Genomic DNA, 15339 nt, shown 5'->3' on the forward strand with positions numbered 1-15339 from the left:
AAGATGGGTGTATATTCAAAACGCAGTTATGAAACACTGTTTTGAAATGAAGGGAGGGATAGCTGTGGCAAAACAAAAGCCGGGCGTCTATGACCGGGTGCTGGAGTGCGCCAAGGCGGAGTTTTTGTCCAAGGGCTTTCTGGACGCTTCTCTGCGGACCATCGCCCAGGAGGCGGGGACCAGCACCGGGTCCATCTACACCCGGTTCGGGGACAAGGAGGGACTGTTCCGCGCCATCGCGGAGCCGGTGGTGGATGCGTTCAAGTCCATGTTCCGCAAGATCCAGGAGGACTTCCACCAGTTCCCGGAGGAGGAGCAGAGGGCCGAGATGGGCCAGTACACCGCCCGCCATCAGGAAGAACTGTTGGACTACATCTACGACCACTTTGATGTGTTCCGCCTGCTGCTGGACGGAGCCCACGGCACCCGTTTTTCCTGCTTCCTGGACGAGCTGGTGGACATCGAGGTGGACTACACCTACAAGTACATGGAGGTCATCGGCTGTGAGAGCGTCAAGTCCGGCCTGGTGACGGAGGAGTTCATCCATATCATCGTCACCGCCTATTTCAACGGCATGTTCGAGGTGGTGCGGCACAACATGGACCGCGCCGCCGCCCACCGCTATGTCAAGATGCTCAACCGCTACCACATGGCGGGCTTCGGCACCGTGTTTAACGCCAAGCCCTGAAGCAGAAGGCTGTACCCATGGTGCAGCCCTCTCATTTGCATAAAGGTTAGCAAAAACTAACTATACGAGGAGGAATTTTTATGAAACAGCAAAGTCCCATGCTCCGGCTGTGGGAGCTGGGGGAATCGGAGCACAGCGGCCTGAAGCGGGCTGTCCTGTCCGCCGTGGTGGGGGTATTGTTCGGGATGCTCCCCTACTTCGCTGCGGCACAGATCATCCTGGGCCTTCTGAAGGGGGAACAGGGCGCGCAATACTACCTGATATGGTGCGCCGTGGCCCTGGCGGGCTTCCTGCTCCGGGCGACCCTGTACGCTCTGGCCCTGTCGATCTCTCACAGATCCACCTTTGCCATCCTGAGATCCATCCGGGAACGGGTGCTGGAGAAGCTGCCCAGAATGCCTCTGGGGACGATCTTGGACACCTCCAGCGGCCAGATGAAGCAGATCATCGTGGACCAGGTGGAGAGTATGGAGCGGCCCCTGGCCCATCTTCTGCCGGAGATGACCGCCAATGTGCTGGGCCCGGTGAGCATCCTCATCTACCTGTTCGTGCTGGACTGGCGAATGGCTCTTTTGAGCCTGGTGTCCATCCCGGTGGGCATGGCCTTTATGATGGCGGTGATGGCCGACTACGGCAAGCAGTACGAGGGCTCGGTCAAAACCACCCAGGCCATGAACAGCGCCATCGTGGAGTACATCGGCGGCATCGAGGTCATCAAGGCGTTCAACCAGGGCAAGCAGTCCTACGCCCGCTTTTCTGACAGCGTGAAGGCCAACGCCTCCTACTTCTACCACTGGATGAAGAGCTGCCAGATGCCGGTCTCCCTGGCACGGACCATCTCGCCCACCACCATGATCACCATTCTGCCGGTGGGCTGGCTTCTTTACAGCGGCGGGAGCCTGCCCATCGAGACCTTTATCACCACCATCGTCCTGTCCCTGGGTATCGCCGGGCCGCTGCTGGCCGCCATGGATTTCGTGGACAGTCTGGCCAAGGTGGGTACCATCGTGGGCTCGGTGGACGCCATCCTGAACGGAGCGGAGCAGGACCACGGGGAAACGCCGGCAAAGTTCCAGGGCCGGGACATCCAGCTCTCCCATGTGTCCTTTGGCTACCATGCGGACAAGGAAGTGCTCCATGATGTGTCCCTCACCATCCCCGCCGGGACCATGACCGCCTTTGTGGGGCCCTCCGGCTCCGGCAAGTCCACCATCGCCAAGCTGATCGCCGGCTTCTGGGATGTGACCGACGGCTCTATCACCCTGGGCGGGCAGGACTTGAAGCATATCCCGCTGAAGCAGCTCTACGACCAGGTGGCCTTTGTCTCCCAGGACAACTACCTCTTTGACGAGAGCATCCGGGAGAACATCCGCATGGGCCGCCCTGCGGCCACCGACGCCGAGGTGGAGGCCGTGGCAAAGGCCGCCGGGTGTGACGCCTTTATCCGCGGTCTGGAGCAAGGCTATGACACGGTGGTGGGTGGAGGCGGCGCCCACCTGTCCGGCGGCGAGCGCCAGCGCATCGCCATCGCCCGGGCCATGCTCAAGGACGCGCCCATCGTGGTGCTGGACGAGGCCACCGCCTACATTGACCCGGAGAACGAGGCTGTGGTCCAGCGGGCCGTGGCCCAGCTGGTGGCGGGAAAGACGGTGCTGGTCATCGCCCACCGCCTCAGCACCATCACCGGGGCGGACCAGATCGTGGTGGTGAACGACGGCTGCATCCAGGATGCGGGCACCCACGGGGAGCTTCTGAAACACTGCCCGCTGTATCAGGAGATGTGGCGGGCCCACATGGGAGTAAAGGAGGGTGAGCAGGCATGATCGCAATTTTGAAAAAGATCTGGCGCTTTGCCGGAGAGGAACAGGGCAACATCGGAAAGTCCATGGCTTTGGGTTTCTTCTTTGCGGTGTTCCACATGTTCCAGGTGGCGGCCATCTATGTGGTAGTGCTGGCTCTGGTGGGCGGCTCCAAAGACCCCGCTCCGGCCTGGCAGGCGCTGGGGCTCCTGCTGGCCAGCATCCTGGGCCGGGCGGTCCTGAACCGCTTCAGCCAGCTCCAGCAGACCCACGCCGGCTATTTCATGGTGGCGAATAAGCGTATTGCCATCGGCGACAAGCTCAAGCGGGTGCCCATGGGCTACTTCAACGACCAGAGTCTGGGAGAGCTCACCGGCATCACCACCACCGTCTTGGACGAGGTGGAGAGCGCCGGCCCCATGGTGCTGGTCAGTATTCTGGGCGGCCTGATCAATTCCGCCGTCATGCTGCTGTGCGTCCTGTTCTGGGACTGGCGGATCGGCCTGCTGGCCCTGACGGGAATGCTGGTGTATCTGGCCCTCCTCTCCGGGATGGAGAAGCAGTCCGCCAAGATCGCCCCCAAGCGCCAGCGTGACGAGGCCCGGCTGGTGGAGGCAGTGCTGGAACAGCTCCAGGGCATGAGCGTTATCAAGTCCTTTAATCTGACCGGAAAGGGCGACAAGCGGGTGCGGCAGGCGCTGGAGAACAGCCGGGCCAACAATCTGGCGGTGGAAAAGCTGTTCACTCCCTATGTGTGGGCGCAGGAGATGGCCCTCCACCTGTTCAGCGTGCTGATCCTGGCGGCGGCGGTGTGGCTGTGCCTGACGGGCTCCATGGCTCTGGCCGACGCGCTGATGGCGGTTATCATCTCCTTCCTGATCTTCTCCCAGATCCAGTCTGCGGGCAGCGGCGTGTCCGCCCTGCGGCTGGTGGGCAGCTCCATCGACCACGCCAATCAGGTGGACGGCATCCCGGAGATGGACCAGCGGGGGACGGACATCTGCCCAGAGGATCACAGCATCGTCTTTGACCATGTGGACTTCTCCTATGGGAGCCGTCCCATCCTCAAGGATGTGTCCCTGACCATCCCGGATCGGACGACCACCGCCATTGTAGGTCCCTCCGGCTCCGGCAAGACGACCCTGTGCAACCTGATCGCCCGGTTCTGGGATGTGGACGGGGGCCGGGTGACCATCGGCGGCCGGGATGTGCGGGAGTACACCCTGAAGTCCCTGATGGAACAGGTGAGCATGGTGTTCCAGCGGGTGTACCTTTTTGCCGACACCGTGGAGAACAACATCAAGTTCGGCTCTCCCGACGCCACCCATGAGCAGGTGGTGGAGGCGGCGAAGAAGGCCTGCTGTCACGACTTCATCTCCGCTCTGCCGGAGGGATATAATACCGTGATCGGTGAGGGCGGGGCTACCCTTTCCGGCGGCGAGAAGCAGCGTATCTCCATCGCCCGGTGTCTCTTGAAGGACGCGCCCATCGTCATCTTCGACGAGGCCACGGCCAATGTGGACCCGGAGAACGAGGACCAGCTCCAAAAGGCTATGGAGGCCCTGACCTGGGAGAAGACCGTTCTGATGATCGCCCACCGGCTCAAGACCGTGCGGAGCGCGGATCAGATCCTGGTGCTGGACCAGAGCCGCATCGTCCAGCGGGGCACCCACGACGAGCTGATCCGGCAGGCGGGTATTTACCGGGATTTCGTCTCCGAGCGGGTGGAATCCAGCCGCTGGATGATTTGATTTTCCCTGAAAAAACACCGATTATTTTCCATTTCAAATGCAGTTCAAATTTTACCCTTTCTATTTAGATCCTTTGATCCTGCGATGATCCGCGCCATCGGCATATTGCAGTCCTGTACTGCCTGCCCAAGCATGATCCATTTATTCTGCAGCAAAAAGCTCCCTCGCAATCAGCGACCGGAGGCGAGGGGCGGGCAGGTGTTGCATGTCGTTTATCTTCCTGTACACGCCTTGCTTTCGGCCATATCGAAAAGCAGGAAGTATATCGTTATTATATCAGCCTGCGTTTATCAAAAAATACAGCCATCTGGGAGAGCATTTCTCTCAGGTGGCTGTATTTGTTTATACGCCATATCAAGGCATGCTCACGTTCAAAAGTGATAAATTAGTGGTAGGAAGATAGCCAATGATCTCAGCGATCGCATTCCAAACGATACCTATTCCCTAAACAGTAAAAATCATATTGGCGGGTTTGCGCATAACCAGCGCAGATCACCACGTGAAGAGGCATGGTCTGGCATTTCTCATGACGCAGCTCAATAAAAATACGAGCGATGGCAAGTTCGAAGCACACTTGTTCACTTTTTCAGCCACGCCTCAAAGGCCTCGAGCGAGATCTCGCCGGCCGAACACGCATCGCGGTGCTTTTTCGCTTCTTCTGTCCACTGCTGGAATTCCTCCCGCGTCATCGTGCCGTAACGGATGCGGGCGTTATGCGTCTTATAGGCGCGGTTGTACGCGCGCTTGACCGGATCGCCCAGCAGCTTCTTCTGGTAGACGCGCGCCGCACCGACATCCCGGCAGGTCTTCTTGCCCTCTGTTTCGCGGCTGCAATATTCTGTGCGGTCACCGTCGACCGCCGCGAACAGCTTGCCGCACAAACGGCAGTGCTTAAAGCGTACCGCACGCCGCAGGTACACAGACCGCAGGAAATCATACAGCTCCTGCACTGTCTCCGGATAGCACACCTCATGCAGCATCATCCTGCTCCCGCTCTGATAAAGAAACTCCGCATCCGTGTACATGACCGGCACGACCCAGCCGTCCGCATATCCCGATATATGCGCCGGGATCAGTTCCGTGCGGATATGCGGCAGGTCGATAGGCTCATCCTTCCAAAGCTCCCAGTACCGACGGCTGACGCTCTTCGTCCCCTCTCCCAAACAGTCGGACAACAGGATACGCGCATCCTCCCTTGCTTTGCGCAGCTGATCGCGAAAATCTGCAACAGCAAAAGCCAGGCGGCCGTGTGCGGCAGGAAGCCGTGCGAGGGTCATGGGCAGCAAATACAGGAACGGGTCTTCAACGCACTGCAGACTGGGCCGGGGAGTCTTTTGCTTCTCAGCACCATCCTCTTCGTCCTCCTGCTCCCTATCATTCAAGTAGTCGATATATTGCTGCAAAAAACGCTCATCATCCGCTTCCTGATCTTCCGCAAACAGGGCCAAGCTCTCCCCGTACGAAAACATATACCTCAGATGCCTTTGTGTGGCTCGATCAATGAACTCAAAGACCTCCTGCTTTGCCGTAACATATACACGAAGATACCCTTGAGACGAAAACTCAAACTCCACTGAAGATCACGCACCCCTTTATAGAATATTTATTGTTTAAATAATTATAAATCTATTGACAAATCTTTTCAAGATGTTATTATAGTTCCATGGAACTATAATTCTATAATACACTAAACATTCTAATTCGTCAACTGCAAAAAGAGGGGGGATAACGGTGAAACGGATGGCCTATGAGGACTACCCTGACGTACTGAATGCCGAGCAGCTCGCCGCACTGCTTGGCATCTCGCGCGCGGGCGCGTATCAGCTGATGAATCGTGCGGACTTCCCCACGCTCCACATCGGCAAGCGCAAACTGGCGCCCAAGGACAAAGTCCTTGCATGGATAGACCGGCAGACCATGACATGACCACGCAAGCAAAAATCAGCGTTTTCCGAACTTTTGGCGGCTTTTCGGCGACACAGTTTTCTTCCCAGGTCCAGCGGTAATTTGGCCGAAAGTACACCTTTCTTCCCAAAAACCGAAACCGCCGAAAAGGTGTACTTTAGAGTTTCGGAAAAATTGGGCGGTAATTCTGAGATCCTATGGAAACAGCTTACTTTATTGCTTCAAGTCTTTGGAAAAGTACTGAAATTTACAGACACGCCACCCCGCACGGTTCCTCGTTACCGAGCTGCTGGCTGTGCAAGTGGGACGGTACTTTTCTGAGGCATTTCCAACAAAAACAGCAGAAAGGAGGAGCGGCAAATGACCGATCCAACAAGGGCAGCTTACGAGTCCGCCCTGCCCCGGTTCCAGGAGTGTACGATAGAATTCCTCCACTGCTATGCTGCGTCCCATCATCCCACCGATGTGCGCGACCATGATAATCTGGAGACTCGCGCCGTGCTCAACGTCATCGAACGGTACTTACTCACCAGCGACAGCGGTATCTACTGCTCCAACATCCAGACCAGCTGCTGGGCGGAACAGGACCAGACTATCATCGTCATCCGGCCCGGCAAGATGCCAGTCTGTGAGGAGGCAGGAGACTATGCGGATTTTTAGAAACAGTACGGCAGAATATCTGCTGCTCATCAGCACGGCATACGGACAGCTGCCATACCATGCATTGACTTTCCTGTCCCTGCCATATGAAAATGTGAAGGACGCATTCCAGAAGCTGTGCCGCGCGGGGTACCTTGAAACGGTCAAAGCCCCGGGGCATAAGAGCTTTTTCATTACGGACGCAGGCTATGCTGCGTACTACGAGGCCATGAGGAAAAGTACAAGGCCGCAGTACTGGGATGAGATTCCGGACAGGCCGGAATTCACCCGCAACATCCAGAAAGCCGTCCGGCTCAGCCGCATCAACGAAGCGCAGATGTTCTTCTTTTTCCTCGGGCTGGCGCCGTACCGGACCTCGCTGGAAGTCAAGCGTGAAATGGAGCAAAAGGCCGCCCGCAGTTCGGATAACCTCAAGTACTCCCGCTTTGCCGGCGTGACCTGGCGCGGTCAGCAGGCATCGCTGGTCTACCATTTCGGCAACGGCAACCAGCGGCTCAACACGAACGGCGAGCGCAATGCCGCGGCACTGTTCAGCGACTACAGGCACCCATGCGGCAAGTTCATCCTGACCGAAACGGAAAAAGGCCTCGCGGACATTCTGGAATACTCCTTATGGGTGCTGAACAAAAGCAGCCGCGAACTCCGGCACATGCAGCTCAACTACCATATCACCTACGAGGACAACGCGATCCTCCTGCCGCTGACCAGAGACGCAGGGGATTTTATACGGGCTTTCCGACACCCGCACTGGCCGCAGACCATACAGCGCTTAGCGGAGGACGCGCGCCCCAATGAGGGGATATTTCTGTCCATGCTCGATGGCACATGGATGGATGTGCTGGTCTACTTATCCGAGGCGCATATGACCGATATGCCTGTTACGTTCGCAGTCTGGGATATCCAGCTCCCTATCCTGCGGGAGCTGACGAGACGCGGCTTGCTGCCGGACGGCTGGCAGGCTGTTTCCTATCAGGCTGGGGATTTCTGCCGCGGGATACCACCGTTCTGATACAGCATGTCCACATATTTTCCAATCCTGCCCATACCAGACAGGCAGACCGATAGACCCACTACTCACCCAGCATGGAATGTGTTATACTGTTCATAGCAACGGGATCCATGTGCCACAGAAAGGAGGACATCGTGGCACAACGAAAACGGAGAGAGTCCGGCAGCGGAACGATCACAAAGCGCAAAGACGGACGTTGGGAAGCACGCTATACTTCCGGCACAGATCCCTCGACCGGCAAACCGATCCGGCACTGTATCTACGGCAAAACGCAGAAGGAAGTAGCAGCTAAGCTCCGTGAGGTGACGCGGGATATCGACACCGGTTCCTATATCGAGCCTGCACAATATACGGTCGCTGAGTGGATGCAGACCTATTTGGCTGAGTATACAATGAATCTCAAGCCCTATGCATTGCACTCCTACGAGGCCGTGATACGCAATCACATCACGCCTGCATTAGGCAAGATCAAGCTGCAGGCGCTGACGACCGTACAAATACAGGCTTTTGTCAATTCACTTTGCCGGCCATCCAGTAAAGGCGGCAAAGCTCTTTCCCCGAAAACAGCGAAAAATGTCTACGGGGTACTGCATCGCGGGCTGGATCTGGCGGTTCGTATCGGGTTGCTGCGCAGCAATCCCGCCAATGCCTGCATCCTGCCCAAGGTTCCGAAGCCGGAGATAAAGACGATCACAGACGAGCAGCTCGACCGCTTCCTCTCCGCCTGCAAAGGCGATCCGTTCTACCGGCTCTATCTGGTCGACCTGTTCACAGGTATGCGGCAGGGCGAAATTCTTGGTCTATCTTGGCCGGATATCGACTGGGAACACGGCTCTTTGTATCTGCATCAGCAGCTCCAGCAATATTTGACGCGCGGCGACTGCAACTGCTATATGAACACCCTGAAAAACGGTAAGTCCCGTACCGTTACAGTAGCGCCTACGGTTTTGCAGATCTTGCGGGAACAGCGCCTGATCCAGAACGAGCAGCGCATGGCAGCCGGCCCTCTATGGTACAACGAATATGATCTGGTGTTCACCAATGAGGCTGGCAGGCCGCTCAACCGCCGGACAGTCTACAAACATCTGAAAAAGATCCTGTCAGGCATTGGCTTGGATGACTGCTATTTCCACACGCTTCGTCATACATTTGCGACGCTCTCCCTGCAAAACGGCGACGACGTGCTGACCGTTAAAGAAAACCTCGGGCATCACTCTGCGGCATTCACCCTGAACACCTATGGCCACCTGACACAGGCCATGCGCCGCGACAGCGCAGAGCGCATGGAGAAGCTGATCCAGACGACTGTGATCTCCAAAAATGCGTGATTGTCGTCAGAATCGTCGTCAGAAAAATTGACTCGCGCAAAAATGTACCATATTTTCTCGCAAAACAGCAAAAACCGCACTTTATCTTTCGATAAAGTGCGGTAATCTGGCGGAGAGTCAGGGATTTGAACCCTGGAGACGCTCATCACGCCTACACGATTTCCAATCGTGCGCCTTCGACCACTCAGCCAACTCTCCATAGCCTGCTGATCTGCTCTCGCAGAGGACGAAATATATTATATCCCATATCCTTACTTTCGTCAAGCCCTTTTTCTCTTTTTTTGCAATTGTCATGCGCAACAGCAGTCCCTCAACAGAAAAGCCTTATGCATCTTTTCACGGATGCACAAGGCTTTTTTTAGAAATCTCATAGCATTCGGCCGCACGACGCTGCACGAAAGCGGATATACTGCACCGCCTAAAGCGGCTTGCAATCCGCGTCATTCTGCCACAGCCTGCAGCCTTATTTCTGGAATTGGGAACGCACCTGCATATACTGCACGATTTCTTCCACCACGCCGTCGAAGCCCAACACGCCGCTGTTGAGCGACAGATCGTAATTGCGCGCGTCATACCAGTCGCTTCCCGTGTGGTGCTTGTAATACTTGGCGCGGTATTCGTCGATCTCCGCGATCTTTCTGGCCACCGCATCCTCCGGCAGGGAATCTATTTTCATAGCCTCCTGCAGGCAGAACGCCGCGTCCGCGTGGACGAACACCCGAACCACGTCCGGCCGCCCCTTGAGGATATAGTCCGCGCAGCGTCCGATCAGCACGCACGGACCCTGATCGGCCAGCTTGCGGATGATTTTCGCCTGATAATCGAACAGCGCGTCGTCGCGCAGGTATGCCCTGGAGGAGTCATTGATTACGCTTGTATCCCCTTTATAGCGGCTGCGCAGGCGGGTCAAAAAGTCGGGCTTGAGCCGTTCGTCTGAAAACAGCATGGCATTGATGCCGCTGTCCTCGGACGCCATCGTGATAATCTCCCGATTATAGTACGGGATATCCAGCTTATTCGCCAGCATTTTGCCGACCGTTTTGCCGCCCGACCCATACTGGCGGGCGATCGTGATAATATACGGCTTCATTCGCGCTTCCCCCTTACTCTCCCAAATAGGCTTTCTTGATGGAATCATCGTTCAGCAGATCGGATGCCTTGCCGGATTTTACGATCTTTCCGGTCTCCAGCACATAGGCGCGATCCGCGATCGAGAGCGCTTTTTTCGCGTTCTGCTCAACAAGCAGGACGGTCGTCCCCGCGGCGGACACCTCCTGAATGATTTTAAACACCTCGCCCACAAACAGCGGCGACAGGCCCATGGATGGCTCGTCGAGCAGCAGGATGCGCGGCTTTGCCATCAGCGCGCGGCCCATGGCAAGCATTTGCTGCTCACCGCCGGACAGCGTGCCTGCCGCCTGGTTTTTGCGCTCCTCCAGACGCGGGAAGCGCTTGTAGACCTCCGCCAGAGATGCCTCGACCTCGCCTTTCGGTCGGGTATAGGCGCCCATCCGCAGGTTTTCACGCACGGTCAGCCCCGCGAATACCCGCCGGCCCTCCGGCACATGGCTCATCCCCAGCCGGACGATCTCATGCCCGGGCTTTCTGGTGATGTTTTTGCCCTCAAACGTCACCGTGCCGCTTTTGGCCGGCAGCAGTCCGGTGACGGTATGCAGCGTCGTAGTTTTGCCCGCGCCGTTCGCGCCGATCAGCGCGACGACCTCGCCCTCGTTTACCGCAAAGGAAACGTTGCGCAGCGCGTGGATCAGGCCGTAGTACACATTGATATCCTTTACTTCCAGCATTGCCATACTTCGTTTCCCTCCTTATTCGCCAAGGTAGGCCGTGACGACCTCCGGATTTTTCAGCACCTCGCCCGGCGTCCCCTCGGCCAGCAGGCGACCGAAGTTGAGCACATACAGGTATTCACAGATGCCGGAAACCAGCTTCATATCATGCTCGATCAGCAGCACGGTCACGCCGAAGCGCTTACGGACGACCTCGATCGTCTCCATCAGCTCGGCGGTCTCGTTCGGGTTCATGCCCGCCGCCGGCTCATCGAGCAGCAACAGCTTGGGATTGGTCGCCAGCGCGCGGGCAATCTCCAGCTTGCGCTGTTTGCCGTACGGCAGGTTCGCCGCCTGGTAATCTGCCACGCTTTCCAGCCCGAACACGCCCAGCAGCTCCATCGCGCGTTCATTCATGGCGCGCTCCTTTTTGCGGTAGGAGCCGACATGGAACAGGCTTTCCGCCAGCGAATAGGTGATCTCGTTATGCAGGCCGGTCTTTACGTTGTCCAGCACGGTCAGCTTGGAAAACAGGCGGATGTTCTGGAACGTGCGCGCCACACCCATTTTGCAGATATCGTGCGGCTTTTTCCCGATCAGGTTCTGCCCGTCCAGCCGGATGCCGCCGTCCGTCGGGCGGTACACGCCGGTCAGCATGTTGAACACGGTGGTCTTGCCCGCGCCGTTCGGGCCGATCAGACCGACCAGTCCGCCCTCCTCTATTTTCATGGAAAGCTCGTCAACAGCGCGCAGGCCGCCGAACGAAATCCCCAGCGAAGTCACTTCAAGCATTGCCATATCACGCGCCCTCCTTCCCGTTCTTTTCCAGCTTGCTCATTTGCTTCATGCCGCGCTTTTCCAGCAGCCGCGCTTTCAGCGGCGAGTTGTTGAACAGCATCATCACGATCAGCAGGACCGCATAGATCAGCATGCGGTATTCGCCGACCTCACGCAGCACCTCGGGCAGGATCGTCAGCAGCGACGCGGCGATGATCGAGCCCCAGATATTGCCCAGCCCGCCGAGCACGACAAAAACAAGAATCAGGATCGAGGTGTTGAAATCAAATTTGGCCGCGGTGATGGTCGTGTAGTTCATGCCGTACAGCGTGCCGGCCATACCGGCGAATGCCGCCGAAATGACGAACGCCATCAGCTTATACCGCGTGGTCGAAATGCCGATCGAATCCGCGGCAATCTTGTTATCGCGCACGGACATGATCGCACGGCCCGCGCGGCTGTTAATCAGGTTCAAAATCAGGAACAGCGTAATCAGCACCAGCACAAAGCCGGTGGTGAAGGTGGACAGTCGGGATACGCCGGACACGCCCATCGGCCCGTTGATAATCATTTTCCCGCCTTCCGCCAGCTCAAACCGCTGCTCGAGCAGGCTGAAATGCAGGCCCGTGCTGTCCAGGCCGATATACAGCACATTGATGATATTTTTTATGATCTCGCCAAACGCGAGTGTGACGATCGCCAGATAGTCGCCCTTGAGACGCAGCACCGGCACGCCCACGATCACGCCCGCGACCGCGGCGCAGATGCCGCCCACAAGGATCGCGACCGCCAGCCGGAGCGGCGCGGACGGGATCGCTTCCGCCAAGCAGGTCGTCGTCACGACGCCCGCGAACGCGCCCACCGACATAAAGCCCGCATGGCCGAGCGACAGCTCGCCCAGGATGCCGACGGTCAGGTTGAGCGAAACCGCCATGATGACATACGCGCAGATCGGCACAAGCAGGCTTTCCAGCAGGCTGGAGATATTGCCCGTCGCCACCATCGCCTGCAGGTAGATGTAGCCGGCGATCACAATACCGAAGGACAGCAGCGTATCGCGTCCGGCCTTGGAGGCCGCATATTTCTTGAATTTTTTCATCGCAGCGCCGCCCCCTTAAACCTTTTCGCTCACGCGCTTGCCGAGCAGCCCGTCCGGCTTGACCAGCAGCACGAGGATCAGCACCGCGAATACGATCGCGTTGGAAAGCTGGGTTGAAATATACGCGCCCGCGAAAATCTCGATCACGCCCAGCAGGATGCCGCCGACAAACGCGCCCGGGATCGAGCCGATGCCGCCGAACACCGCCGCGGTGAACGCTTTGATGCCGGGCATCGAGCCGGTCGTCGGCATCAGCGTCGGATAGGCCGAGCAGAGCAGCACGCCCGCGATCGCAGCCAGGCCGGAACCGATGGCGAACGTCAGCGAGATCGTCGTGTTCACATTAATACCCATCAGCTGCGCCGCGCCCTTGTCTTCGGAAACCGCGCGCATCGCCGTACCCATTTTGCTTTTGTTGGTAAACAGGGTCAGCACGATCATGATAACAATGCAGGCAAGCACCGTGACCAGCGTGACCGGCGTGACCGTAAGCTGTCCGTCAAACAGCTGGAACGGGCTGCCCTTTACGACCGAGGTAAAGCTTTTCTGCCCCGAGCCCCAGATCAGCAGCGCCGCGTTCTGCAGGAAATAGGAAACGCCGATCGCCGTGATCAGTACCGCCAGCGACGGCGCCATGCGCAGCGGCTTATAGGCCAGCCGTTCGATCACAACGCCAAGCGCCGTGCAGACAACGACCGCGAGCAGCACGCCCGCCGGAGCGGGCCAGCCCAGATAGGTCGTGGCGCAGAAGCACATATATCCGCCCACCATGATCACGTCGCCGTGGGCAAAGTTCAGCATCTTCGCAATACCGTAGACCATGGTATAGCCCAGCGCGATGATCGCATAGATGCTGCCCAGACTGACGCCGTTGATCAGATGATTCAGGAAACCCATCATTCGGAACACCTCAAATCTCTTTTATTTCTCTTTTTGCTTGTGGGTTGGGGCAAGGGCTCGGCAAACGACGTCGAGCCGTCGCCCCACCCCATAACGCGGTGGATGCCGTGAAACAGACGCAAAGGAGGGCCGTAGCGTTCTGCTGCAGCGCCCTCCTTCGTTCTTTCGTTCAACTGTTTTCAGCGGTCCGTTCCCCGAACGCGCCGAAAGCCTTTTACATGCCTACATACGCGCCGTTTTCAATAATCATGCCCTTCGGGCTCTTGGATACCGCACCGTTGGAATCCCAGGTGATGCCCGCGCCGTCGCCGGTCAGGCCCTCGAACGTGATGGTCGGGAACGTCTCGATCATCTTGTCGCAAAGCTCGGAGGCGGACATATCCGGCGTGCATCCCGCTGCCTCAAGCGCCTGCCTGTAAGCATAAACGCAGTCATACGCGTCAGCCGCGAACTGGTTCGGGGTCTCGCCGTACTTTTCCTTATACTTGGTCACGAAGTTTACGGTCTTTTCATCGGTCGCGTCCGCATTGAACGGGGTCAGCAGCATAACGCCCTCCGCCAGCGTGGTATCGAAATTCTCAACCGCCAGGATACCGTCCATGCCGTCCACGCCGAAGAACTTGGGCGCATAGCCTATCGCGTTCGCCTGGGTCAGGATCAGGGACGCCGGAGTGTAGTAAATCGGGAGGAACAGCAGGTCAGCGCCGGCGCTCTTGCACGCGTTCAGCTGCACCGAGAAGTCGTTTTCCGTACCATCCATGAAAGACTCCTCAGCGACGATTTCCAAGCCCTTGACCTCTGCTTCGGCCTTGAACTGCTCCAGAATACCGGTGGAGTACACGTCGTCGCTCTTATAGATGATGCCGATCTTGGTGCCGAGCTGCTGATCCGCGATATATGCCGCGGAAGCCATGCCCTGATTCGGGTCGGAGAAACACATCTGGAACACAACGTCGTTGCCTTCAATATTGGCCGGAGAGGAAGCCGACGGGGTGAGCGCGAAAATGTGGTCCTCCTCGTGCAGCGGCGCAGTCGCCTCGCCCGGCTTGGAGGTTACCGCACCGAGGGACAGCTGGATGCCCTCGTCCTTGAGCGCGTTGTACGCGCTGACAGCCTTTTCCGTGTTGTGTTCATCATCCTCGAAAATGACCTTGATCTGGATATCCCCGCCTTCCGCGTTGATCTCCTCCGCCGCAAGCTCGGCGCCGTTCTTGACCGCGTTGCCGTAAATGGCCGCGCCGCCGGTCAGCGGCGCGGTGCCGCCGATCAAAAACGCGGTTGCCGCAGCATCCGTGTTATCCTGCCCGTCGCCCGCGCTCTGCGTATCGGTATTGCCGCCGCAGCCCGCCAGCGCTGTTACCAGCATCGAGCCGGCCAGAAGCATGCTCAGACTTTTCTTCATGGTTATCTTCTCCTTTACAAACCTAATCCCCCCGCCCTTTCCGATGTGAAATCATTTGGGCGCTTGGATTATTTTTTCTTATTATACTACTCTTTCTGTGATTTGGCAGACTTTTTTTCGCCTTTTGCGCAATTTCGGGCAAACTACCTATTATTTTTTCGTAAGAATTGCAAAATTTGTGCTTTCTTCCGAAAAACATTTGTCCGCGGTGCAAGGAATCATGCAACCGATTTC

14 protein-coding genes and 1 tRNA gene are annotated in these 15339 nt (G+C 57.5%); 7 read left to right on the forward strand and 8 right to left on the reverse strand.

All coding sequences use genetic code 11. The features are described 5' to 3' along the window. The first annotated feature begins 64 nt into the window (after positions 1 to 64). From ACYQ3S_RS01700 to ACYQ3S_RS01710, 3 genes are all read left to right on the forward strand, one after another. Complete coding sequence (locus ACYQ3S_RS01700; protein WP_459687039.1) at positions 65 to 688, forward strand: TetR/AcrR family transcriptional regulator; 624 nt, start codon at positions 65 to 67, stop codon at positions 686 to 688. An 80-nt stretch (positions 689 to 768) separates the two neighbouring features. Beyond that, positions 769 to 2511, forward strand: coding sequence for an ABC transporter ATP-binding protein (locus ACYQ3S_RS01705; protein WP_459687040.1), 1743 nt, complete (start codon positions 769 to 771; stop codon positions 2509 to 2511). Further along, on the forward strand, positions 2508 to 4238 hold the full coding sequence (locus ACYQ3S_RS01710; protein WP_459687041.1) for an ABC transporter ATP-binding protein: 1731 nt from the start codon (positions 2508 to 2510) through the stop codon (positions 4236 to 4238). Before ACYQ3S_RS01705 ends, ACYQ3S_RS01710 begins: the two co-directional genes overlap by 4 nt. A 578-nt stretch (positions 4239 to 4816) precedes the next feature. On the opposite strand, the gene ACYQ3S_RS01715 is transcribed toward ACYQ3S_RS01710, so the two are convergent. Next, a complete protein-coding gene (locus ACYQ3S_RS01715; protein WP_459687042.1) occupies positions 4817 to 5707 on the reverse strand; it encodes a DUF6076 domain-containing protein in 891 nt (296 codons plus the stop codon). A 271-nt stretch (positions 5708 to 5978) separates the two neighbouring features. On the opposite strand from ACYQ3S_RS01715, the gene ACYQ3S_RS01720 reads away from it, so the two are divergent. The 4 genes from ACYQ3S_RS01720 (at position 5979) to ACYQ3S_RS01735 (ending at position 9140) form a co-directional block, all read left to right on the forward strand. Next, on the forward strand, positions 5979 to 6164 hold the full coding sequence (locus ACYQ3S_RS01720; RefSeq protein WP_459687112.1) for a helix-turn-helix transcriptional regulator: 186 nt from the start codon (positions 5979 to 5981) through the stop codon (positions 6162 to 6164). Positions 6165 to 6503: 339 nt separating this feature from the next. Further along, positions 6504 to 6803: a DUF6100 family protein gene (locus ACYQ3S_RS01725; RefSeq protein ID WP_459687043.1), complete on the forward strand. Its 300-nt coding sequence runs from the start codon at positions 6504 to 6506 to the stop codon at positions 6801 to 6803. Further along, positions 6790 to 7812, forward strand: a complete 1023-nt coding sequence (locus ACYQ3S_RS01730) for a hypothetical protein (RefSeq protein WP_459687044.1) — start codon at positions 6790 to 6792, stop codon at positions 7810 to 7812. The genes ACYQ3S_RS01725 and ACYQ3S_RS01730 overlap by 14 nt, the downstream gene beginning before the upstream one ends. 134 nt (positions 7813 to 7946) lie before the next feature. Beyond that, complete coding sequence (locus tag ACYQ3S_RS01735) at positions 7947 to 9140, forward strand: tyrosine-type recombinase/integrase (RefSeq protein WP_459687045.1); 1194 nt, start codon at positions 7947 to 7949, stop codon at positions 9138 to 9140. 107 nt (positions 9141 to 9247) lie between these two features. Here the strand turns inward: ACYQ3S_RS01735 and ACYQ3S_RS01740 are convergent. The 7 genes from ACYQ3S_RS01740 to ACYQ3S_RS01770 all read right to left on the reverse strand — a co-directional run bounded on the left by ACYQ3S_RS01740 (position 9248) and on the right by ACYQ3S_RS01770 (position 15105). Next, positions 9248 to 9338 (reverse strand) — tRNA-Ser (locus ACYQ3S_RS01740). Between the two features lie 265 nt (positions 9339 to 9603). Beyond that, entirely contained in the window at positions 9604 to 10230 is a 627-nt protein-coding gene (locus ACYQ3S_RS01745; protein ID WP_459687046.1) for a cytidylate kinase-like family protein, read from the reverse strand. A 13-nt stretch (positions 10231 to 10243) separates the two neighbouring features. After that, positions 10244 to 10951, reverse strand: coding sequence for an ABC transporter ATP-binding protein (locus ACYQ3S_RS01750; RefSeq protein WP_459687047.1), 708 nt, complete (start codon positions 10949 to 10951; stop codon positions 10244 to 10246). 15 nt (positions 10952 to 10966) lie between these two features. Beyond that, on the reverse strand, positions 10967 to 11725 hold the full coding sequence (locus ACYQ3S_RS01755; RefSeq protein ID WP_107631714.1) for an ABC transporter ATP-binding protein: 759 nt from the start codon (positions 11723 to 11725) through the stop codon (positions 10967 to 10969). Between the two features lies 1 nt (position 11726). After that, positions 11727 to 12803 carry a branched-chain amino acid ABC transporter permease gene (locus tag ACYQ3S_RS01760; RefSeq protein ID WP_459687048.1) on the reverse strand — a complete coding sequence of 359 codons (1077 nt, stop codon included), beginning with the start codon at positions 12801 to 12803 and terminating at the stop codon, positions 11727 to 11729. 15 nt (positions 12804 to 12818) lie between these two features. Beyond that, a complete protein-coding gene (locus ACYQ3S_RS01765; protein WP_054326506.1) occupies positions 12819 to 13700 on the reverse strand; it encodes a branched-chain amino acid ABC transporter permease in 882 nt (293 codons plus the stop codon). Positions 13701 to 13917: 217 nt separating this feature from the next. Continuing rightward, entirely contained in the window at positions 13918 to 15105 is a 1188-nt protein-coding gene (locus tag ACYQ3S_RS01770; RefSeq protein WP_459687049.1) for an ABC transporter substrate-binding protein, read from the reverse strand. Positions 15106 to 15339 lie beyond the last annotated feature (234 nt).

It is taken from the genome of Agathobaculum sp. TL06, from assembly GCF_054658635.1.